This is a genomic window from Paracoccus marinaquae (assembly GCF_018860165.1).
In the GTDB taxonomy this organism is placed as follows: domain Bacteria; phylum Pseudomonadota; class Alphaproteobacteria; order Rhodobacterales; family Rhodobacteraceae; genus Paracoccus; species Paracoccus marinaquae.
The window spans coordinates 161,504-182,832 of the sequence record NZ_JAHKNG010000002.1 but is presented as its reverse complement, the minus strand read 5'-3'; the positions used below and the strand labels follow the sequence as shown (position 1 = coordinate 182,832).

The window sequence follows — 21,329 nt, the reverse complement described above, 5'->3', positions numbered from 1 at the left end:
GCGCGGCTTGCGCAAGCGGCTTGGCAAACGGCGCTCAGACGGCGATGCCGTGCCGTCCGGCCAGATCGGTGAAGAACTGCCACGCCACCCGGCCCGAACGGCCGCCGCGCGTGGCCTGCCATTCGACCGCCTCGGCGCGCAGCTCGTCCGCCGCGATCGTCAGGTCATAGGCGTCGCAATAGCCGCGCACCATGGCCAGATATTCGTCCTGCGAACAGGGATGGAATCCCAGCCACAGCCCGAACCGGTCTGACAGCGAGACCTTTTCCTCGACCGCCTCGCCCGGATGGATCGCGGTCGAGCGTTCGTTGTCGATCATGTCGCGCGGCATCAGGTGGCGCCGGTTCGAGGTGGCGTAAAGGATCACGTTCCCCGGCCGCCCGCTGATGCCGCCATCCAGCACCGCCTTCAGCGACTTGTACTGGGTATCGTCATGGCTGAAGGACAGATCGTCGGAAAACAGCAGGAAGCGCCGGTCCGCCGCGCGGCCCAGGATCGCCAGCAGCCGCCCGACCGAGCCCAGATCCTCGCGCGCGATCTCGACCAGCACCAGCGGCAGGCCCCTGGCCACCGCCTCGGCATGGACCGCCTTGACCAGCGAGGATTTCCCCATCCCGCGCGCGCCCCACAACAGCGCGTTGTTGGCGCCGAAACCATGCGCGAATTGCAGCGTGTTGGCCAGAAGCGTGTCCTTGGCCCGGTCGATGCCGATAAGCTGCACCAGATCGACGCGGTTCACCGTCTCGACCGGTTCCAGCCGGTCGGGATCGGGATGCCAGACAAAGGCGCTGGCCTCGGCGAATGTGGGTTCCGGCGCCGGCGGCGGGGCCAGACGTTCCAGCGCCGCGGCGATGCGGCTCAGCGTGTCGCCCTGCGAACCGTCATCCCTCATGCCTCTTCCTCGTCATCGACCCAAAGGCCCTGCGCCCGCAATTCGGCCTCGCGGCGTTTTTCGATCCGGCGCACCAGCTGGATCGAGACCTCGTAAAGCCCATAGACCACGGTGAACAGGACCACCTGGCTGATCACGTCGGGGGGCGTGGCGACGGCGGCCAGCACCAGGATGGCCACCACGGCGTATTTGCGCATCGCGCCCAGGCCCTCGGCGCTGACCAGCCCGGCCTTGCCCATCAGCGTCAGCAGCACCGGCAACTGGAAGCTGAGGCCGAAGGCCAGCAGGAACTTGATCGTCAGGCTGAGATATTCCTGCATCGAGCCCTGAAAGGCGATCCCGGCCACGTTCCCGGTCGTCGTCACCTCCTCCGAGGTGGCCACCACCGGCGCCTGCTGGAAGCTGAGGAAGAAGTCATAGGCCATCGGCAGGATGACGAAATAGGCAAAGCTGGCGCCGATGGTGAACATCACCGGCGAGGCGACCAGAAACGGCAGGAAGGCCTGTTTCTCGCTGCGATAGAGGCCGGGTGCCACAAAGCGCCACATCTGATAGCCGATGATCGGGAAGGCCAGGACGAAGCCGCCGAAGAACGAGATGTTGATGGCGGTGAAGAAGCCTTCCTGCAGCTTGATGATCTGCAACTGGCAGCTTTGATCGCGGGCGGCCAGCGCCTCGCAGATCGGCTGGGTCAGGACGTTGTAGACCGGCTTCCAGACCGTATAGCACAGCACCATCGCCACGATGAAGGCCAGCATCGACCAGATGATGCGGGTGCGCAGCTCGGCCAGATGCTCGATCAGCGGGGCCGAGCTGTCCTCAAGCGCGTCGTCCTGTTCGGTATTTCCGGCCAATTCAGTCGTCTTTCCTGTCGCTGCGTCGCACCGCATGCAGCCGCCGTGCGCCGGTCGTCGTCGGCGCGGCCGCAGCCGCGACCGTCGGCTCGGCAGCCGCCGGGGCCGTCACTGCGGCGCTGGCCGCCGTCGCACCGGCGCCCGCAGTCGGCTCGGTCGCGCCCGGATCGCGGGGGGCCTTGGCCTGTGCTTCGGGCAGCTTCGGATCCCAGTTCTCGAACCGCGAGGCGGCGCGGTCCAGCGCGCCCAGCCCAAGCGCCTTTTTCGAGGTCAGCGATTTCACGTCGCGCAGCGTGCCGGCGGCCTCGTCCAGCCCCGAACCCTTCGCCGCATCCTCCATGGCCGAGCTGAATTCGCGCGCCATGCTGCGCGCCCGCGCGGTGAACCGCCCAAGCGAATGGAACAGATGCGGCAAGTCCTTGGGACCGACCACGATCAGCGCCACGACGCCGATCAGCAGAAGCTCGGTCCAGCCGATATCGAACATGACGGGCCGCGCCTTTTCCGGGTCAGCTGCGGTCGGTCGGGTTCGGCGTCACGTCGCGCGCCTTTTCACCGGGCACGTCGCGCGGTTCCTCGGCGGCTTTCTCGATCTCGTCGGTGCCGTCCTTGACCCCGCGCTTGAAGGCCGTGATGCCCTTGCCGACTTCGCCCATCAGGGACGAGATCTTGCCGCGCCCGAACAGGACCAGAACGACGATCGCGATCAGAAGAAGGCCGGGAAGGCCGATATTTTGCAGTGGCATTGAAAACTCCCTTGCCGGACGGAATCCCGTCCGTGCGACAGATTTAGGGCTTCGGGGGCGGGATTGCAAAGGCCGAATCGGTCACGATCACGCGCCGCGGCCAATCGCCGCCGCCCTTCTGCGACTTGGCAGCGCGCAAGGCTCGGGCGATAAGGGAGACATGGACCTGTCGCTCTATGTCACCGCCTTTGTCACCCTGTTCGTGATCATCGATCCGATCGGGCTGGCGCCGATCTTCATCGCCCTGACCCCGGACATGAGCGCGGCCCAGCGGCGCCGGGTCGGGATCCGCGCCCTTGCGATCGCCACCGTCCTGCTGATGCTGTTCGGGCTGGCGGGCGAGGCGATCCTGACCACCATCGGCATCTCGCTGCCGGCCTTTCGCATCGCCGGCGGGATGCTGCTGTTCCTGACCGCGCTCGACATGCTGTTCGAGCGCCGGACCGAGCGGCGCGAGGGTCAGGGCCATGGCGAACCCGTCACCCACGACCCTTCGGTCTTTCCGTTGGCCATGCCGCTGATCGCCGGGCCGGGGGCCTTCGCCACCATGATCCTGCTGGTCGGGCAGCGGGACGGCTGGCTGCATGTGGTGATGATCAACCTGGTCCTGCTGGCGGTTCTGGCCATCGTGCTGCTGCTGCTTTATCTGGCCACCCCGTTGGCCCGGGCCCTGGGACGCACCGGGGTCGTCGTCATCACCCGCCTTCTGGGGATGCTGCTCGCGGCGCTGTCGGTGCAGTTCGTGATCGACGGGCTGAAAGGATCGGGCCTGTTCTGATGTCCACCGATGACGGTATGCAACTGGTCTATTACGCACTGCTTCTGGTCTTCATCGGCGGCGCGCTGCTGATCGAGGTCTCGGGCCGCGGCAGCCGCGCACTCAGGCAGGCGGCACTCTGGGGGGTGATCTTCGCCGGGGCGATCTTTGCCGCGAACTGGTGGGTCGAGGGCGACGGCCCGCGCCAGCAGGTCGCCGAGGGCGGCCGGATCGAGATTCCGATGGGCCGCGACGGCCATTTCCGCCTGACCGCGCGGCTGAACGGGGCCGATGTACGCTTTCTGGTCGATACCGGCGCCTCCAGCATCGCGCTCGGCCCCGAGGACGCGCGCCGGATCGGCATCGACCCCGACGATCTGGCCTATATCGGCAGCGCCATGACTGCCAATGGCGAGGTACAGACGGCGCCCGTCACCATCGAGGAATTCGCCATCGGTGATATTGTCGACCGCAATGTCCGCGCCTGGGTCATCGGCGGCGATCTGGACGGCTCGCTTCTGGGCATGTCCTACCTGCGCAGCTTTGCCCGCGTCGGCTTCGAGGGCGATCTGCTGGTGCTGGAACGCTGAGCCGGCTTGCCAAGCCTGCGGCCGGGGACTATCGTGCCGCCATTCCGTTGGGGTGCCCCGTCGCGGGGCTGAGAGGCCGCAGCCAACCCATCGAACCTGATCCGGGCAATACCGGCGTAGGGAACGGAGACCACCCGCGCTGAGCCGCGCCGCCTCCCCCCGTCTCGCCGCCGCCCGCATGTGGAGGACGATATGCCGGGGGTCGCGAAACTCCTCATCATCGCAGGCTCGGACAGCGGCGGCGGCGCCGGCATCCAGGCCGATCTCAAGGCCGCCTCGGCGCGTGGCGTCTATGCGGCGACGGCCATCACCGCGATCACCGCGCAGAACACCCGCGGCGTGCAGGCGGTCGAGATGCTGACCCCTGACCTCGTGGCCCGGCAGATCGCCTCGGTGCTCGAGGATATCGGCGCCGATGCGGTCAAGATCGGCATGCTGGGCCATGCCGGCATCGTGCGGGCGGTGGCAGCGGCGCTTGCGGATTATGACGGCCCGGTGGTGCTGGACCCGGTGATGATCGCCAAATCCGGCGACGCGCTGCTGGCCGAGGATGCGGTGGCGGCCCTTTGCGACGAATTGCTGCCGCGCGCCACCCTGCTGACGCCGAACCTGCCCGAGGCCGCGCGGCTGCTGCGCCGCCCGGTCGCCACGGGCTCGGGCGAGGCGGCGGCGCAGGCGGCGGCCCTGATCGCGGCCGGCGCCGGGGCGGTGCTGGTCAAGGGCGGCCATGCCGAGGGCGAGATCTGTTCGGACTGGCTGGTGACGCCCGCCGGCGCCACGCATTTCCACGCCCCCCGGATCACGACCGCGAACACCCATGGCACCGGCTGTTCCTTTTCCTCGGCCATCGCCGCCGAACTGGCCAGGGGGCTGGCGCTGGAACAGGCGGTCGGCGCGGCCCATCGCTGGCTGCACGGGGCCATCGCCTCGGCCGATCTGCTGCGGATCGGCGCGGGCCACGGGCCGGTGCATCACTTCCACGGGATATGGACATGAGCCGGACCTTCACCATCCTCGGCGCAGGCGTCGCGGGCCTCGCCGTCGCCACCGAACTGACCCGCCGCGGCGCCGCCGTCCGGCTGATCGATCCCGCAGGCAGGCCCGGCCGGCATTGCTGTTCCTGGTGGGCCGGTGGCATGCTCGCCCCCTTCTGCGAAGGCGAGACCGCCGAGGAACCAGTCGTCCGGCTGGGCCGGGAAGCCGCCGGCTGGTGGCAGGCCGCCGGGGCCGAGGTCACGCATCAGGGCTCGCTGGTCCTGGCCCTCGGCCGTGACCGGGCCGAGCTGGACCGCTTTGCCCGCCGCACCAGCCATCACCGGATGCTGGACGCCGCCGCGCTGGCCGAGGCCGAGCCGGCGCTGGCCGGGCGCTTTGACCGCGCGCTGCTGTTTCCGACCGAGGCGCATATCGCGCCACGCAAGGCGCTGGCGGCACTGGCCGACCGGCTGGAGGCGCAGGGCGTCGGCATCGAGACCGCACCGGCCACCGGCCCGGTCATCGACTGCCGCGGGCTGGCGGCACGGGACCGCCTGCCAGACCTGCGCGGCGTGCGCGGCGAGATGGTGCTGCTGCGCGCCCCCGGCATCGAGCTGACCCGCCCGGTGCGGATGCTGCATCCACGCCATCCGATCTATCTCGTGCCGCGCGGCGACGGCACCTACATGCTGGGCGCCACCCAGATCGAAACCGAACATCGCGGCGCGGCCACGCTGCGCTCGGTGGTCGAGTTGCTGAACGCGGCCTATGCGCTGGACCCGGCCTTTGCCGAGGCCGGGGTGATCCAGGTCGGCGCCGATCTGCGCCCGGCCTTCCCCGACAACCTGCCGCGGATCCGGCGGCAGGGCGACCGCATCCTCGTCAACGGCCTGTTCCGCCACGGCTTCCTGCTGGCGCCCGCAATGGCGCGGATGGTGGCGGAACTGGTCCTCGACGGCAGAAAACCGGAGGTGATGGATGAAGATCACGGTGAATGGCACGCCGCATGAGATCGCGGCCCTGACGCTGGCCGAGGCGCTGGCCGAGCTTGGCTATGCCGAGGCCCGCGTGGCGACGGCGGTGAACGAAAGCTTCGTGCCCGCCCCGGCGCGGAACGGGCTTGCGCTTGCGGCCGGCGACCGGCTGGAAATCCTCGCGCCAATGCAGGGGGGCTGAGATGCCGGTTTTCTACGGCACCGAAATCGCCTCGCGGCTGATGCTGGGCACGGCGCAATACCCCTCGCCCGCGATCCTCGCCGAGGCGTTCCGCCGCTCGGGCGCGGGCATCGCCACCGTCTCGCTGCGCCGCGAGGGGGCCGGGGGCGCGGGCGCCGCCTTCTGGCAGCTGATCCGCGATCTGGGCGTGGCGGTCCTGCCCAACACCGCCGGCTGCCACAGCGTGCGCGAGGCCGTGACCACCGCCCATATGGCGCGCGAGGTCTTTGGCACCGACTGGATCAAGCTTGAGGTGATCGGCCATCCCGACACGCTGCAACCCGACCCGTTCGGACTGGTCGAGGCCGCCCGCATCCTTACGGAGGAGGGCTTCAAGGTCTTTCCCTACATGACCGAGGACGGGGTTCTGGCCGGCCGGCTGCTGGAGGCGGGCTGCCAGGTGCTGATGCCCTGGGGCGCGCCCATCGGCACCGGGCTGGGGCTGAACAACCGCTATGGGCTGCGGACGCTGCGGGCGCAGTTCCCCGAGGTGCCGATGGTGATCGATGCCGGGCTGGGCCTGCCCAGCCACGCCGCGGCGGCGATGGAGATGGGCTTTGACGCGGTGCTGCTGAACACCGCCGTCGCCCGCGCCGGCGATCCGGCGGCCATGGCCGAGGGGTTTGCCCGCGCCCTCGAAGCCGGGCGGCTGGCCCTTGAGGCCGACCCGATGGAGCCGCGCGACATGGCCGCGCCCTCGACGCCGCTGATCGGGCTGGCGGTGCTGGCATGAGGCTGGACCGCTTCTATCCGATCTTCGATCACCCTGACTGGCTGCGCCGCGCCCTGCCGCTGGGCGTCAGGCTGGTGCAGATGCGGATCAAGGACCGCCCCGAAGCCGAGCTGCGCGCCCTGCTGACCGAAAGCCGCGACCTCTGCCGCGCGGCCGGGGCGGTGATGGTGGTCAACGATCACTGGCGGCTGGCGATCGATCTGGGCTGCGACTGGCTGCATCTGGGGCAGGAGGATCTGGACGCGGCCGATCCGGGCGCGATCCGCCGCGCCGGGCTGCGGCTGGGCGTCTCGACCCATGACCATGCGGAACTGGACCGCGCCCTGTCGCTTGCCCCCGATTACGTCGCGCTCGGGCCGGTCTGGCCGACGATCCTGAAGAAAATGAAATGGCACGAACAGGGGTTGGACCGGCTGGCCGAATGGCGCCGGCTGCTTGGCCGCACGCCGCTGGTTGCCATCGGCGGGCTGTCGATCGCGCGCGCGCCCCTTGCCTTCGAGGCCGGCGCCGATATCGTCGCGGCGGTCACCGACATCACCCTGAACGCCGACCCCGAGGCCCGCATCCGCGACTGGATCGGGGCCACGCGATGAGCCGCTATGCCCGCCAGATCGCCGTTCAGGGCATGGGCGCGGCCGGTCAGGCGCGGCTTGCCGGCGCCCATCTGCTGGTCGTCGGCGCGGGCGGGCTGGCGGCGCCCGCACTGCAATATCTGGCCGGTGCGGGGATCGGCCGCATCCGCCTGGTCGATCCCGATTGCGTCGAGGACAGCAACCTGCACCGCCAGACCCTGTTCCGCCTGTCCGATCGGGGCCGTCCCAAGGCCGTCGCGGCGGCCGAAACGCTGACGGCGCTGAACCCCGATTGCCGGATCGAGCCGCTGCGCCAGCGCCTCGATCCCGGCAATGTCGCGTCACTCTCTGCGGGCGTGGACCTGATCCTCGACTGCGCCGACAGTTTCGCCGCCAGCTATGTGCTGTCGGATCACGCGCAGGATCACGGGCTGCCGCTGATCTCGGCCTCGGCCCTCGGGCTTCAGGGCTATGCCGGCGGCTTCTGCGGCGGCGCGCCCTCGCTTCGGGCGGTGTTCCCCGCGCTGCCCCGTGCCGCCGGCAGTTGCGCCAGCGAGGGTGTCCTCGGCCCGGTCGTCGGCACGCTGGGCTGCCTGCAGGCGCAGATGGCGCTGGCGCATCTGGCCGGGCTCGACCCCTCGCCGCTGGGCCGGATCGTCAGCTTCGATGCCGCGCGGTTCCGCTTTGGCGGCTTCGACTTCGGCGGCGCACCCGAACCCGCGCGGCGCATCCCCTTCATCGCCGCCGAGGCACTGCGCCCGGCCGATCTGCTGATCGACCTGCGCGCGCCCGAGGAAGGCCCGCCCTTGCGTGCCGAGATGCTGCGCCTCAGCGTGGACGAGATCGGCCCCGACACGCCCCGCCCCGCCCCGGGGGGCCGCGCCGTCATGTGCTGCCGCTCGGGCCTGCGCGCCTGGGCCGCGACCGAGCGGCTGGCGGCAAGCTGGGACGGCGAGATGGCGATGCTGGCGGTCGGCTGAACCGGCCAACCGCCCGGCGCGTCAATGCGGGGTGATGCCCCGGTTTCGCTCGGACCGGCGGCGCAGCAGTTCCACCGTGGTCAGCAGCGCGATCGAGAACAGCACCAGCAGCGTCGCCACCGCCAGGATCGCCGGGCTGATCTGCTCGCGGATGCCGTTCCACATCTGCCGCGGGATGGTCTGCTGGTCGGGGCCGGCGATGAACAGCACCGCCACCACCTCGTCGAAGCTGGTGACAAAGGCGAACAGCGCGCCCGAGATCACCCCCGGCAGGATCAGCGGCATGGTCACCCGGAAGAAGGTGGTGCGCGGATTGGCCCCAAGGCTGGCCGCCGCCCGGTTCAGCGACTGGTCGAACCCGACCAGCGTCGCGGTCACGGTGATGATGACGAAGGGAATGCCCAGCGTCGCATGCGCCAGGATCACCCCCAGATAGGTGCCCGCCAGCCGCCCGCAATTGGTCGGCAGCCCGAACAGGCCCAGCAACTGGCAGGGGTTCGAGTAGAAGAAGAACATCCCCGTCGCGGTGATAATCAGCGGCACGATCATGGGCGAGATCAGCGTCGCCATGATGGCGCGGCGGAACGGCATCTCGGGGCGCGACAGGCCCAGGGCCGCCAGCGTGCCCAGCACGGTTGCAAGGATGGTCGAGAACAGCCCGATGATAATCGAGTTCTTGGCCGCCTTCACCCATTTCGCATTGGCCCAGGCATCGGCCCACCAGGCGGCGTCGCGCGGCCCGTCGGGGGCAACCATGCCGAAGGTCAGCAGGCTGTCATACCAGCGCAGGCTGTAGCCCTCGGGGTCAAAGCTGCGCATCTTGTCGGTGAAGGTGAAATAGGGCTCGGCGTTGAAGCTCAGCGGGATGATCACGATGATCGGCGCGATCAGGAAGAAGAAGATCAGCCCGCAGATCACCAGATAGGCATAATGCCAGGCGCGTTCCAGCGGGCTTGCGTAACTCGGGACAGCCATGCGCGATCACCCCAGCTTCAGGTTGTCGATGCCCACCAGCCGATCATAGAGCCAGTAGAGGATGAGGACCGAGGCCAGCAGCAGCGCCGCCAGCGCCGCGGCCATCGACCAGTTCAGCGTGCCGGTCATATGCTCGGCGATCAGGTTCGAGATCAGCTGCCCCGACGAGCCGCCGACCAGCGCGGGCGTGATGTAATAGCCGACCGCAAGGATGAAGACCAGCAGCGCCCCCGCCCCCAGCCCCGGCAGGGTCTGCGGGAAATAGATGCGGCGGAAGGCGGTCCAGCTTGTCGCGCCCAGGCTGCGCGCGGCGCGCACATAGGACGGGTTGATCGTGCGCATCACCGAATAAAGGGGCAGGATCATGAAGGGCAGAAGGATATGGGTCATGGCGATGATCGTGCCGGTCTGGTTGTAGATCATCTGCAACCGCTGGCCGTTCTCGATCACCCCCAGCCAGACGAGGATGTCGTTGATTACCCCCTGCTGCTGCAGCAGCACCATCCAGCTTGTCGTCCGGACCAGCAGCGAGGTCCAGAAGGGCAGCAGCACCAGGATCATCAACAGGTTCGATTTCCGCATCGGCAGCGTCGCCAGCAGATGCGCCACCGGAAAGCCCAGGATGAAGGTCAGCCCGGTGATCAGCAGCGACAGCCAGAAGGTGCGCATGAACAGCATCACATAGACGCGCTGGCGTTCGGGCACCTGTTCGATGCTGCCGTCCTCGGCGCGGCGCCGGTCCAGCGAGGCAAGATAGAAATTCGCGGTTATCGGCGTCGCCGCCTCGCGCATGGCGTTCCACAGCCGCGCGCTGCCCCAGTCCTCGTCCATCTCCAGCAGCGCCTCGCGATAGGGCGGCTCGATCCCGCCGCGGACCTTGCGCCCGGTCGAGGTGAACAGCGAACGGGTGCCGGGCACGTCGTAATTGATCCGGGTGCCGACGACACCGATGCTGCGCACCTCGGCCGAGGCGACCAGATCACCGGCCAGCGCCTCCCATGCCGCATCGTCGGGTTCGGTACCGCGCGGGTTCTGGTCGAACCATGCCGACAGCTGCGGCATGTTGGCCGAGAACCCGTCATTATAGAAGGACCGCTGCAGCATCTGCCCGATCGGCACCACGAAGGTCACGACGACGAAGGCCAGCAGCGGCAGCACCAGCAGGAAGGCGCGGCGCCGGGCCCGCGACTGGCTGCGCGCCAGCGCGCGGGCCAGCGGCTTGCCGTCGGCGGTGGTCAGCATCCCGTCACCCGCGCCCGAGGCGGTGGTGACAATGGCGGCATGTGGGTCAAGAGCGTTCGCCATGATCTCCCCGGCAGTCAGCGCGCCCCGCTCGAACCGCAGGGCGCGGAGAGGTGTTTTCAGATCACGAACCGGCAAGCCAGCTGTTGAACCGCTCGGTCAGTTCGGCGTCGTGATCGGCCCAGAACTCCGGATCGTCCATGACCGCGGTGGTCATGTATTCCGGATTGGTCGGCATATGCGGCCCCATCTCGGTCTTGCCGTCCTGATAGAGCCCGACCAGAGCCGCCGAGGATTTCCGCGCCGGGCCATAGGCGATGTATTTCGCCTGATCGGCCAGACGCTGGGTGTCGGTGGCGAATTTCAGGTATTCCATCGCCGCCTCCGGGTTGGGCGAGTCCTTGGGGATCGCGAACATGTCCAGGTCCATGTACTGCCCGTCCCAGATGATCGCGAAGGGCTTGCCCTCGCCCACCATGGCGTCGAAGAAGCGGCCGTTATAGCCGGTGGCCATGGTCACCTCGCCATCGGCCAGCAGTTGCACCGGCTGGGCGCCGGCCTCCCACCAGACGACATCGTTCTTGATCGTGTCCAGCTTGGCGAAGGCGCGCTCGACGCCTTCCTCGCTGCCCAGCAGGTCATAGATCTCATCCGCCGCAGCCCCGTCGGCGATCAGCGCCAGATAAAGCGTGCGCTTGGGGGTCTTGGGCAGGCCACGCTTGCCGGGGAATGCCTCAAGATCGAAGAAATCGGCCGCCGTGGCCGGGGCATTGCCCTCGAACTTGGTCGTGTCATAGGCGATGACCGTGCCCCAGAAGATATTGGCGACCGCACAATCCTGCAGCGCCCCGTCGATGAAATCCTCGGCCGCGGGCGTGCCGTCGGGCGCGGGCGGCAGGTCGGCGGGGTCGATCTCGACCAGCGCGCCCTCGTCGCAAAGGCGGATCGCGTCCGACACCTCGATATCGAAGACATCGCCGGTGATGTTGCCGGCCTCGACCTGTGCCTTCAGCGGCGTGGCCGGGTTGTCGGCGGCGATCATGTTGACCTTGATGCCGGTCTGTTCGGCGAAGGGCTTGTTATAGGCCTCGACCTGGCTGACCTCATAGGCGCCGCCCCAGGATACCACGTTCACTTCCTGCGCCGTGGCCGCGAAGGCCATGCCGGCAAGGGCGGTGGACAGAATCAGTGTTGTTTTCACGTTTTTTCTCCCGTTGGTTCGGGCGATTTTTCGGTCTCGCCCTTGTTTGCCCTTCTGCGGGGCGGCGGACGGCCCTCGGGGGGCCGCCCGCATGGCGTGTCAGCCGGCCAGCCAGCTGTTGAAACGCTCGTTCAACTCGGCATCGTGATCGACCCAGAAATCCAGGTTCGAGCCAAGCGCGTTGGTCAGGTTCTCGGCCGTCGTCGGCAGGTTCGGCCCCATCGGCACATCGGTGCCCTCGATATTGCCGACCAGTGCTGCGGCCGAGGTGCGCGGCGGGCCATAGCTGATGAATTCGGCCGCCCGGGCCTGCGGCGCGGGCGAGGTCGAATAGGTGATGAACTTCAGCGCATCGGCAAGGTTCGGCGCGCCCTTCGGCACCACCCAGCCCTCCATTTCATAGATCTGCCCGTCCCAGACGATCTTGAACGGCTTGCCCTCGCCCTGGGCGGCGTTGAAGATCCGGCCGTTGAAGGCATAGGCCATGGTCACCTCGCCATCGGCCAGCAGTTGCGGCGGCTGGGCGCCAGCCTCCCACCAGATCACGTCGTTCTTGATCGTGTCCAGCTTGGCGAAGGCGCGGTCGACGCCCTCGGGGGTGCCCAGCACGTCATAGACCTCGGCCGCCGGCACGCCATCGGCCATCAGCGCGAATTCCAGGTTGAACTTGGCGCCCTTGCGCATGGTCCGCTTGCCGGGGAACTTTGCCAGATCGAAGAAATCGGCCGGGGTCGCGGGCTTGGCATCGGCGAACTTGCTGTCGTCATAGGCCAGGATCATCGAATAGACATCGGTGCCGACGAAACATTCGGTGATCGCGCCCGCGATGAAGTCCTCGGCCGCGGGGGTGCCATCGGCGGCCGGCGCCAGGATCGCGGGATCGATGGTTTCCAGCAGCCCCTCGTCGCACAGCCGCACCGCATCGGCATATTCGACCGAGGCGACATCGGCCGAGACATTGCCCGCCTCGACCATCGCCTTGATCGGCGTGGCCGGGTTGTCGGCATCGGCCATGACGACCTTGATGCCGCTCTCGGCCTCGAAGGGCTTGGCATAGGCTTCCAGGTGGCTGTTGCCATAGGCACCACCCCAGGACAGCAGGTTGATATCGGCCAGCGCGGGCCCGGCCAGCAGGCCAAGCGCGGTGGTCAGGACAAGTGTTCTCTTCATGAAATGCTCCAACTGCTTCAAGGGCGCGGCGCTTTGGCCGTCATTCTTGGCCCGGATCGGGCAGCGGCAGCCAGGACCCCGGCGGGGAGGCTGCCGTCAGGTTCAGACGCCCGACCCCGGCTCAGACCGGATCGAGGGCGCGCGCATCGGCCGGATGCCAGCCCACCTTGATCTGCTGCCCCGGCTCGAGCGGGGTCTGGCCAAGGGTGTTGCGCATCTTCATGACGAAATCCTCGGTCCCGGCCACGCGCAGCCGCGCCCGCAGGATATCGCCCATATAGATGATCTCGATCACCGTGGCGTCGACCATATGGGCGCCCGCGGGCATCATCTCGGGCTTGAACTCGACCCGTTCGGGCCGGATCGAGACCAGCGTCTGCTGCCCCTTCTGGGTGACATTGACCGGGGTGGCGTCGATCACCTCGCCGGTCGCCAGCCGCACCAGCGCATGCGTCCCGGTCAGTTCCTCGATCGTGCCGGGCAGCTTGTTGTTCTCACCGATGAACTGCGCCACGAAACTGTTTTCCGGCCGCTCGTAGAGATCGGCAGGCGGGGCAAGCTGCTGGATGCGGCCGTCGTTGAACACCGCCACCCGGTCCGACATGGTCAAGGCCTCGCCCTGATCATGCGTCACATAGACCACGGTGATGCCAAGCTCCTCGTGCAGATGCTTGATCTCGAACTGCATATGCTCGCGCAGCTGCTTGTCCAGCGCGCCCAGGGGCTCGTCCATCAGCACCAGTTGCGGGTCGAAGACCAGCGCCCGGGCCAGGGCGATGCGCTGCTGCTGGCCGCCCGACAACTGCGCCGGGCGGCGATTGGCAAAGGCGCCCATCTGCACCATGTCCAGCGCCCGCCTGATCCGGCGCTCGCGCTCGGCCTTGTCCATGCCGCGCACCTCCAGCGGGAAGGACAGGTTCTCGCCCACCGTCATATGCGGAAACAGCGCATAGTTCTGGAACACCATGCCGATGCCGCGCTTGTGCGGCGGCACCTGGTTGATCGGGCGCCCGTCCAGCCGGATCTCGCCATGAGTCGCGGTCTCGAAGCCGGCCAGCATCATCAGGCAGGTGGTCTTGCCCGAGCCCGAGGGCCCCAGCATGGTCAGGAACTCGCCCTTGCCGATCGACAGGTTCAGATCCTTGACGACAAGTGTCTGGCCGTCATAACTTTTCTGCACATGCTCAAAGGCGACGAAAGCGTCGCCTGTGCCTTGATCCAGCAATGAGCGCTCTCCCTGATATGGTTTTGGTTCTTCAGCGCAGGCCGAGGTTAAGCGCCCGATCCCGTTGCTGGCAACACCATTTGCGACATTTCGCGCGATACCGACGGCAATGCGACCAGCCGCCGTATCATCCTGCCGAACAGCGCCGCAACCCTGGACAGCACCGCGGCAGCACCCGCCCCGCCCGACGAAGGGCAGGACCCGGCCTGCGCCCGGTCCGGGCGTCGAACCCGTCGCCGGCAAGCGGATCGTGCTGGCGACCCCGGGAGGACTTGAACCCCCAACCCCAGACTTAGAAGGTCCGTGCTCTATCCAGTTGAGCTACGGGGCCGTGTCGCCTTGATAGCGCCTCGGGGACCGAATTACAATCGCCCGCCCCTTACCCACATGACTGTTTTCATTGGCGGATTTATCGCGCCCTCGCCCGGCCATCGGGCATCCGCCGTTCCTTCTGATCGAACCGGGGCTTGATCGGATTGACAGCCTACCCCACGACCCCCGCCGCCTGACACCGGCAGGCAACGTCACCGCTGGTCATGACGCCACGCGGCAAGGGATGACGGGTTCGAGCCCATTGCAGTCACTCGAGGCGATCAGGGTCAAGGTCGATTGTTGCGTCGGGAGAGAGTTGCCCAATATCCACATCGGGCAGAAGAACCACGAGCACATCGTCGGCATACTGCTTCCGCCGTCTCATGAGCGCGAGGCCCGCATAGACGGTTGTCCCTCGATCCGCGACCCGGCAATCTCCGCTATATGTTTGATCTAAAGTGAGATTTTCCATGAATGGTATTGGGCAATCGACGGGCCATATCAGATGTCCGCGCCGGACCGCGTCGCGCCCGGGGATAAACACCGCGTCGCCGATCTGTAAGCGCATCTGATCCCCTGGAGAGAGCAAACCGAAGGCAGTTATCCGCCAATTCTGTTAAGCCGGCAAGCATCCGCTCCGTCCCACCCGCAACACCCGGCGTTCGCACGCGGTGTACGCGCTGTGTACATCCGGTGCGCTTCCAGTGCGCGCCTTGTGCAGCCGGAGAGCCAGCAATTCCTGGCCCGACCGGACATTGCCGCGCGGCAGCGGCATCACGCAACGCACGGCGCCGTTGCGCGCAACGCTCAGGCCGAGACCGGCACCAGATGATGATCCCAGGCGCGGCCCGGCCGTTTCGCCAGGGGCCTGATCTGGCCATCTGCCCGCATCAACCCGCCCAGCCCGTCCGACAGCAGGAACCCGCCGCCCGCGACCGCCGCGATCCCGCAGACATCCTCGCGCAGGATCGCCTGCAGATGCCGGCCCGTGTCATCGAAGACCTGCACCCGCCCTCCGCGCGGCGAACTGATCGCGACCTGGTCCCCGGCCGCGTCAAAAGCGACCGAGCCGACATAGCCCGCCATCGCCCTTGCCTCATGCACCGGCATCCGGTCCAGCACCGGCGCCGCGCCCCGCCGGTGCAGGCCCAGCAGCGGCACCCCCTCGGCCGGGTCGCCCTGCCACTGCATCCCGAAGCCAACCAGCCCGTCGCGCCCGAGGGCGATGTGACGGATCGAGTTCGGGCGCAGATCGTCCGCAAGCTCGACCTTCTCCAGCAGCGCACCATCGGCGCTGACATAGGCGAGGTTCGGGCGCATCCGGTCGAGGTCCAGCTTGACGCCGGGCTGCGCCGGATGGCTGCGATAGCCACCATTCGCCGCGACCAGCACGTCGCCCGCCATGCGCCTGATCTCGTGCGGGCCGATGCCATGGGTCGGGATCTCGCCGACCCGCCGCCAGCCAAGGCCGCGCGACCACAGCCCCATCCGGCCCTGCCCGGTGGCAAAATCGTTTTCCGAAGTGCAGAGGATTTCGCCTCCGGCGATGAAGGTGCCGTGGCCGTAGAAATGCCGCCCCTCGGGGGCTTCCAGCCGGGCCAGAACCGCGCCGGTGACGCAGTTCAGCACCACCGCAAAGCTGCCCGGGCTGCGGGCGAAGGCGACGGCCTCGGGCGCCGTCGGATGGGCGGCGGCGGCGTGGCCGCGCGCAGGCAGCGGGATGCGAAACCGGTCGGTGCCATCGGCACCGATCCCGAACAGCGCGTAGCCCCCGCCCGCCTCGCGCGCGGCGCCCAGCACCGCCGGGCTGCCGACATCGGCCCAGCTGAGACGCGGCGCCATCGCACCGGCCAGCAGGGCGGTCAGGAAGCCGCGCCGCCGCATCAGTCGCCGTCCTGCGAGTTGAAGCCGGCGGTCAGGCCAAGGGCGCCGCCGATCTCGGCCTCGATGGCGTCGCTGATCGCGCGGATCTGCTGCTGCAGGATTTCCACCTTCAGCCGGCCGGCGGGATCGGCAACCCCGGCAAGGCGCGGATCGTCCAGCGCCCCGGCCGTGGCCTGCGCGGCCTCGAAGGCGGCCTGGGTCGCCGGGATCGGGGCGTCGGACAGCGCTACGGCCAGGTCGCGCAGCGCCGCCAGCGACAGGGAAATATTGCGCAGCGGCCGGTCCGAGCGGCGGGCTTCGGCCAGTCGCGGACGTGGCTTGTCGAAACTGCCCAAGGGTCGCCCCAGCCGCTGATCGGCGTCGAATTCAAGGCCGCCCAGAAGCGCGGTATAAAGCGCCTGCGAAGCCTCGCTTTCGGCCAGATAGCGGGGGTTTCCCGGCTCACCCGCGCTCAGCATCAGCCGGGAATGATCCTGCCATTCCGCCTGCACGGCCTCGGCCATGGCGGCCAGATCCCGGGCGATGGCGGTGGCATAGCGGCAAGGGTAATCCCCGGCCCCATAGCCCGACAATTCCTCGTCATAGAGCAGTTGCTCCAGCGCCATCAGCCCACGCCCGGCGATCGACACCTGCGCGAAGCCCGCGGCATCCCCGACCACCGGATCCGCCTCCGAGGCCAAGCCCCTGACGGTGCGGGCGACACGGCCGCGCGGGTCGGGCCAGAACTCGATCGTCAGCGCGCGCCCGTCCCGTTCCAGCGGCCCGAATGTCAGATGCGACATGCCCATCCACGCATCGAAGGTGTCCTGATAGGCCGGGCGCAGCGCCGGGGCGGTGCAATCCGCCGCGGCCGCCCCGGCCAAGGCACCGGCCGAGGCGGCAAAGCGTTCGGTCGCGGGCAGGATCTGGTCATCCACCGCCTCGGCCACGCCGGCAAGGGCGGGCAGCGGCAGAAAGGCAAGCAGCAGGGCAAGACGCATCTACAGGCTCTCGATGAAACGGATCAGCGCCGCACGATCCTCGGGCGGCATCGAGACGACGGCATCGCGGGCGGGCCGCGCCTCGCCGCCATGCCACAGCACCGCCTCCAGCAGCGAACGCGCGCGGCCGTCATGCAGGAACAGGGTGTGGCCGTTGACCTGTTCGGTCAGCCCGATCCCCCACAGCGGCGCGGTGCGCCATTCGCGACCGTCGGCCACGCCTTCGGGACGGTTGTCAGCCAGCCCCTCGCCCATGTCATGCAGCAGCATGTCACTGTAGGGCCAGATCAGCTGAAAGCTCTGCTCGGGCTGATCCTCAAGCCGGGCGGTGACGAATTTCGGCCGATGGCAGGCGGTGCAGCCGGTGCCGTAGAACACCTCCTTGCCGCGCAACACCTGCGGGTCGTCCATGTCGCGGCGGGCGGGCACCGCCAGGTTCTGGCTGTAGAAGGTCACGAAATCCATGCCCTCGGCGTCGATCTCGTCGCCGCGCGCATCATCGGCGCCGTGGGGGGCATTGATGCAGGCGATCTGGGCGTCGGTGCATTCGCCCGCGGGCGCCGGCTTCAGCGGGTTCGAGATGCCGACATCGCCGGCGAAGGCGCTGGCCGACTGCTCCTCGATGGTGGGATTGCCGGCCTTCCAGCCGAAACGGCCCAGCATCGGCGCGCCGTATCGCATCGACCAGGCGATCTGCGGCCGGCCGGAAATGCCGTCGCCATCCGCGTCATCGGGATCGGCTCCGGCCAGAATATCCGCGGCGGGCACTGCCTCCAGCAGACCCAGCCCGATCATCTGCGGGGCGACGCGCGGGCTGGTCATCAGATCGTCCCGCAACGGGCCATAGCCGGGATTGTCGATGCGATAGACCGGCGCGCGCAGGCTGGCGCTCTCGCCGCCCGACAGCGCCACCTCGGTCTCGGCATAGTCGATCACCATCCGCCCCTCGGCCGGGATGCCGGCAACCGACAGGTCCTGCAACTGGCCGCCATAGACCGGATCGGGGCGCGAGGGGATGAAATCCATGCCGGCCTTTAGCAGATATTCCTCGATCCGGGTCCGGGCCGCATCGCCGGGCGCGGGCACCGACAGGCGCAGGAACATCGAGCCGCCGGGCTCGCCGGGCGCATCAGGCGGATGGCCGCGCCCGTCCTTCAGGTGGCAGTTCTGGCAGCCGCGCGAATTGTAGAGCGGCCCCAGCCCGTCCGAGGCCTGCGTCGAGGACGGCGAGGACACCCACAGCTTGCGGAACAGGCCATTGCCGACCTTGAAATCCAGCTCGCCCTCGAACGAGATATTGCCCGAGGGCAGCGAATAGGCATCGGCGTCGCTGCGCGCCCGCACGGTCGCGCCGCCACCGGGATTGGCCTCGAACTGCTCGGGTGCCGAAAAATCATCGGTCGGCGCGACCACGCCGGCCACGCGCCCGGCCTCGCTCTCGGTCCGGGGCACGACCGACAGGTGCAGGTCGCTAAGCGTCGGGGGTTCGGCCAAGGCCCCCCCGGCGCCGAGGATCGCCAGCAGCGGCCAAAGCCGCCGCGGGCCGGATTTACTGGAACACCGCATCCGGGTTGTCGAGGCTGTCCGATCCTTCAAAGCCGATTTCCTGCAGGCCCAGCACGTTGACCGCGCGCTGGATGTCCTGCGTCTGCGCGACCAGCGCATCGACCGCCGCCATCACCAGCGCCTCGCCGGTCTGGTTCTCGCCGCCCAGCATCTGGTCGTAGGAGGTGCCGGCCTCGGCCGCGATCTTGATCCGGCCCAGCTTGGCCACGCTGTTGTCCAGCCCCGCCCGCAGCGCCTGATCCACCGCAGGATCGGCGGCCGAGACCAGCGAGGACAGGCTTTCGCCCGAGACCACGCTGCCATCGGCGCGGGTATATTCGCCCAGATAGACGTTCCGGATGCCGATGCCGTCATAGTAATGGCTGTTATGGGTGTTGTCCGAGAAGCAGTCATGCTCTTCCTCGGGGTCGTTCAGCATGACACCCAGCTTCATCCGCTCGCCTGCCAATTCGCCATAGCTGAGGCTGCCCATGCCGGTCAGCATGGCGGTGATGGCAGCGTCCGGGTCGGCGGCCAGCGAGGTCGCGGCCTCGCCTCCCTCGGCCCATTGCGCCGTCATCCATTCCAGATCGCTGACCAGCAGGTCGGTCGCGGCCTTCAGATAGGCGCCGCGCCGGTCGCAATTGCCGCCGGTGCAGGCATCGGCGGCGGCATAATCGGTCCAGGGGCGATTGCCGGCGCCCGGATCGGTGCCGTTCAGATCCTGCCCCCACAGCAGGAATTCGATGGCGTGATAGCCGGTGGCCACATTCGCCTCGATCGCATCGGCCTCGTGCAGGGTCTCGGCCAGCAGTTCCGGCGTGATCTGGCTGGCATCGACCTCATTGCCCGAAAGCAAGAAGCTGGGCGAGGCCACCACGTTCAGCGCCGCATATTCGTTCTCGTCCGACGCACCGCCATAGGAGGGATCGACATAATCGATCAGCCCCTCGTCCAGCGGCCAGGCGTTCACCTTGCCCTCCCAGTCATCGACAATGGCATTGCCAAAGCGATAGGCCTCGGTCTGCTGATAGGGCACGCGCGCCGCCAGCCAGGCATGTCGCGCGGCCTCCAGCGCCTGCGCCGAAGGCTCGGCCAGCAGCGCATCGACGGCGGCCTGCAACTCGCGGGCCTTGATCAGACTGTCTTCGTAACCGGCATGGGCGATGGCGACATAGGTGGAGACGACCTCGGGTTTGCCGGCAAATGCCGGTGCGGCAGCCGCGCAGGCCAGTGCTGAAATTGCGAGCTTGATCTTCATGCTGTCCTCTCATTCCTCGGAAGGCTCCGCGCCCGTCTAGGACGCCGCCGGCCATGCGTTTCTGCCCCCGCCAGACGCCGCGTGTCAATTCCTGATATATTTTCTGGGACAATGCGGCTCCGGTCGCGCGGGACATGAATCACGGCATCCGGGCGCAAGACGCCAATGCGGCACTGCCGAATTCTGCTCCGTGAATGACCGCCCGCTACCCTGGGGTTCCCGTCGTCTCGCGCAGCATCAGCTTCGGTTCCAGCAGGGTGACGGCTTCGGTCCGTTCACCCTCGATCCAATTCAGGATCAGCCTTGCCGCCTGTCGGCCGATCTCGCGCTTGGGCTGGCGGATCGTGGTCAGTGCCGGCGCCAGATGCGAGGCCATCTCGATATCGTCGAAGCCGATGATCGACAGGTCCCGCGGCGCGGCAAAGCCGGCGCGCAGCAGCCCGGCCATGAAGGCGCAGGCCATCTCGTCCGAAAAGGCGAAGACCGCGCCGGGCCGGTCGCCGGGCCGCAGGGCCAGCCAGCCTTGCGCGGCCTCCTGCCCCGATTGCAGGGTGAAATCGCCGGGCAGCAGGGTCAGTCGCGCATCGCCGAGGGCGTCATGCACCCCCTGAAGCCGGGCCTTGTGCAGCACGTTCTCGGGCGGGCCGCCGATCACGCCGATATGGTCGTGGCCCAGTTCGCGCAGATGCGTGACCGCCAGCCGCCCGCCGGCGCGGTTGTCCAGCATCACGCCCGGCAGCGCCCGGTCCTCGATCCATTCGCAGGCGGTGATCAGCGGCGGCAGATCCGCGCGCCCGGCCAGATCGGCCAGCGGCACCAGCCCGTCCAGAAGGATGATCCCGTCCGCCCTCGACGGGTCCATGAAGCGGCGCAGATCGCCGTGACGGCCCTGCCCGTCCAGCGTGTCCGCGACCAGCAGGTCATAGCCGGCCCCGGCCAGTTCGCGGCCCATCCCGTCGAGGATCTTGGCAAAGAACGGATTGCCCAGGTTCGGCACCAGCGCGACCACACAGCCGGTCCGTTGCTTGCGCAGGTTCCGGGCCGCGTGGTTCATCCGGTAACCGCTGGCCGCAACGGCCGCCATCACCGCCTGGCGGGTCGAATCGGCCACCAGACCGGGCCGCGACAGCACGCGACTGACGGTCGAGGCCGACACCCCTGCCAGCCGCGCGACATCCGATAGTTTAGCCCGTCCGGGCGGCGTGGCGCATTTGTCCATC

The 21,329-nt window shown here is 68.3% G+C and carries 23 protein-coding genes, 1 tRNA gene and 1 riboswitch; of the genes, 8 read left to right on the top strand and 16 right to left on the bottom strand.

What is annotated here, in order from left to right; all coding sequences use genetic code 11:
* Nucleotides 1-34: 34 nt before the first annotated feature.
* From KNW02_RS02270 to KNW02_RS02255, 4 genes are read right to left on the bottom strand one after another with little or no spacing between them, the layout of a single operon-like run.
* Nucleotides 35-892, bottom strand: a complete 858-nt coding sequence (locus KNW02_RS02270) for an ATP-binding protein (RefSeq protein ID WP_216031634.1) — start codon at nt 890-892, stop codon at nt 35-37.
* Nucleotides 889-1,746, bottom strand: a complete 858-nt coding sequence (gene tatC, locus KNW02_RS02265; protein ID WP_252733352.1) for a twin-arginine translocase subunit TatC — start codon at nt 1,744-1,746, stop codon at nt 889-891. The genes KNW02_RS02270 and tatC overlap by 4 nt, the downstream gene beginning before the upstream one ends.
* Nucleotide 1,747: 1 nt before the next feature.
* The gene (gene tatB / locus KNW02_RS02260; RefSeq protein WP_216031632.1) at nt 1,748-2,233 is read right to left on the bottom strand and encodes a Sec-independent protein translocase protein TatB; all 486 of its coding nucleotides are present in this window, start codon (nt 2,231-2,233) and stop codon (nt 1,748-1,750) included.
* A gap of 22 nt (nt 2,234-2,255) precedes the next feature.
* On the bottom strand, nt 2,256-2,492 hold the full coding sequence (locus KNW02_RS02255; protein WP_216031631.1) for a twin-arginine translocase TatA/TatE family subunit: 237 nt from the start codon (nt 2,490-2,492) through the stop codon (nt 2,256-2,258).
* A 160-nt stretch (nt 2,493-2,652) separates the two neighbouring features.
* Between KNW02_RS02255 and KNW02_RS02250 the strand changes: the two genes are divergently transcribed.
* The 8 genes from KNW02_RS02250 to KNW02_RS02215 all read left to right on the top strand — a co-directional run bounded on the left by KNW02_RS02250 (nt 2,653) and on the right by KNW02_RS02215 (nt 8,314).
* A complete protein-coding gene (locus tag KNW02_RS02250; protein ID WP_216031630.1) occupies nt 2,653-3,270 on the top strand; it encodes a MarC family protein in 618 nt (205 codons plus the stop codon).
* Nucleotides 3,270-3,839: a retropepsin-like aspartic protease family protein gene (locus tag KNW02_RS02245; RefSeq protein WP_216031629.1), complete on the top strand. Its 570-nt coding sequence runs from the start codon at nt 3,270-3,272 to the stop codon at nt 3,837-3,839. The genes KNW02_RS02250 and KNW02_RS02245 overlap by 1 nt, the downstream gene beginning before the upstream one ends.
* 38 nt (nt 3,840-3,877) lie before the next feature.
* Nucleotides 3,878-3,979, top strand: a riboswitch (TPP riboswitch).
* A gap of 52 nt (nt 3,980-4,031) precedes the next feature.
* Nucleotides 4,032-4,835: a bifunctional hydroxymethylpyrimidine kinase/phosphomethylpyrimidine kinase gene (gene thiD / locus KNW02_RS02240; RefSeq protein WP_216031628.1), complete on the top strand. Its 804-nt coding sequence runs from the start codon at nt 4,032-4,034 to the stop codon at nt 4,833-4,835.
* Nucleotides 4,832-5,824 (top strand): glycine oxidase ThiO, encoded by a 993-nt coding sequence (gene thiO, locus KNW02_RS02235; protein ID WP_216031627.1) that lies wholly within the window; start codon nt 4,832-4,834, stop codon nt 5,822-5,824. Before thiD ends, thiO begins: the two co-directional genes overlap by 4 nt.
* On the top strand, nt 5,793-5,990 hold the full coding sequence (gene thiS, locus KNW02_RS02230) for a sulfur carrier protein ThiS (protein ID WP_216031626.1): 198 nt from the start codon (nt 5,793-5,795) through the stop codon (nt 5,988-5,990). Before thiO ends, thiS begins: the two co-directional genes overlap by 32 nt.
* 1 nt (nt 5,991) lies before the next feature.
* On the top strand, nt 5,992-6,762 hold the full coding sequence (locus KNW02_RS02225) for a thiazole synthase (protein ID WP_216031625.1): 771 nt from the start codon (nt 5,992-5,994) through the stop codon (nt 6,760-6,762).
* Nucleotides 6,759-7,355 carry a thiamine phosphate synthase gene (locus KNW02_RS02220; protein ID WP_216031624.1) on the top strand — a complete coding sequence of 199 codons (597 nt, stop codon included), beginning with the start codon at nt 6,759-6,761 and terminating at the stop codon, nt 7,353-7,355. The genes KNW02_RS02225 and KNW02_RS02220 overlap by 4 nt, the downstream gene beginning before the upstream one ends.
* Nucleotides 7,352-8,314, top strand: coding sequence for a HesA/MoeB/ThiF family protein (locus tag KNW02_RS02215; protein ID WP_216031623.1), 963 nt, complete (start codon nt 7,352-7,354; stop codon nt 8,312-8,314). Before KNW02_RS02220 ends, KNW02_RS02215 begins: the two co-directional genes overlap by 4 nt.
* A 21-nt stretch (nt 8,315-8,335) precedes the next feature.
* Here the strand turns inward: KNW02_RS02215 and KNW02_RS02210 are convergent, their stop codons facing one another.
* From KNW02_RS02210 to KNW02_RS02155, 12 genes are all read right to left on the bottom strand, one after another.
* Nucleotides 8,336-9,289, bottom strand: a complete 954-nt coding sequence (locus KNW02_RS02210; RefSeq protein WP_216031622.1) for an ABC transporter permease — start codon at nt 9,287-9,289, stop codon at nt 8,336-8,338.
* 6 nt (nt 9,290-9,295) lie between these two features.
* A complete protein-coding gene (locus KNW02_RS02205) occupies nt 9,296-10,594 on the bottom strand; it encodes an ABC transporter permease (RefSeq protein ID WP_216031621.1) in 1,299 nt (432 codons plus the stop codon).
* A 61-nt stretch (nt 10,595-10,655) separates the two neighbouring features.
* On the bottom strand, nt 10,656-11,732 hold the full coding sequence (locus KNW02_RS02200) for an ABC transporter substrate-binding protein (protein WP_348524665.1): 1,077 nt from the start codon (nt 11,730-11,732) through the stop codon (nt 10,656-10,658).
* Between the two features lie 99 nt (nt 11,733-11,831).
* Complete coding sequence (locus tag KNW02_RS02195) at nt 11,832-12,902, bottom strand: ABC transporter substrate-binding protein (protein ID WP_216031619.1); 1,071 nt, start codon at nt 12,900-12,902, stop codon at nt 11,832-11,834.
* Nucleotides 12,903-13,023: 121 nt separating this feature from the next.
* Complete coding sequence (locus tag KNW02_RS02190; RefSeq protein ID WP_431356728.1) at nt 13,024-14,127, bottom strand: ABC transporter ATP-binding protein; 1,104 nt, start codon at nt 14,125-14,127, stop codon at nt 13,024-13,026.
* Nucleotides 14,128-14,381: 254 nt separating this feature from the next.
* A tRNA-Arg gene (locus KNW02_RS02185) sits at nt 14,382-14,458 on the bottom strand.
* Nucleotides 14,459-14,707: 249 nt separating this feature from the next.
* Complete coding sequence (locus KNW02_RS02180) at nt 14,708-15,007, bottom strand: hypothetical protein (RefSeq protein ID WP_216031618.1); 300 nt, start codon at nt 15,005-15,007, stop codon at nt 14,708-14,710.
* A gap of 239 nt (nt 15,008-15,246) precedes the next feature.
* Nucleotides 15,247-16,326: a DUF1513 domain-containing protein gene (locus tag KNW02_RS02175; RefSeq protein WP_431356731.1), complete on the bottom strand. Its 1,080-nt coding sequence runs from the start codon at nt 16,324-16,326 to the stop codon at nt 15,247-15,249.
* Nucleotides 16,323-17,303 (bottom strand): imelysin family protein, encoded by a 981-nt coding sequence (locus KNW02_RS02170; protein ID WP_216031616.1) that lies wholly within the window; start codon nt 17,301-17,303, stop codon nt 16,323-16,325. Before KNW02_RS02170 ends, KNW02_RS02175 begins: the two co-directional genes overlap by 4 nt.
* A complete protein-coding gene (locus KNW02_RS02165; protein WP_216031712.1) occupies nt 17,304-18,869 on the bottom strand; it encodes a di-heme oxidoreductase family protein in 1,566 nt (521 codons plus the stop codon).
* On the bottom strand, nt 18,853-20,109 hold the full coding sequence (locus KNW02_RS02160) for an imelysin family protein (protein WP_216031615.1): 1,257 nt from the start codon (nt 20,107-20,109) through the stop codon (nt 18,853-18,855). The genes KNW02_RS02165 and KNW02_RS02160 overlap by 17 nt, the downstream gene beginning before the upstream one ends.
* A gap of 205 nt (nt 20,110-20,314) precedes the next feature.
* A complete protein-coding gene (locus tag KNW02_RS02155; protein WP_216031614.1) occupies nt 20,315-21,328 on the bottom strand; it encodes a LacI family DNA-binding transcriptional regulator in 1,014 nt (337 codons plus the stop codon).
* Nucleotide 21,329 lies beyond the last annotated feature (1 nt).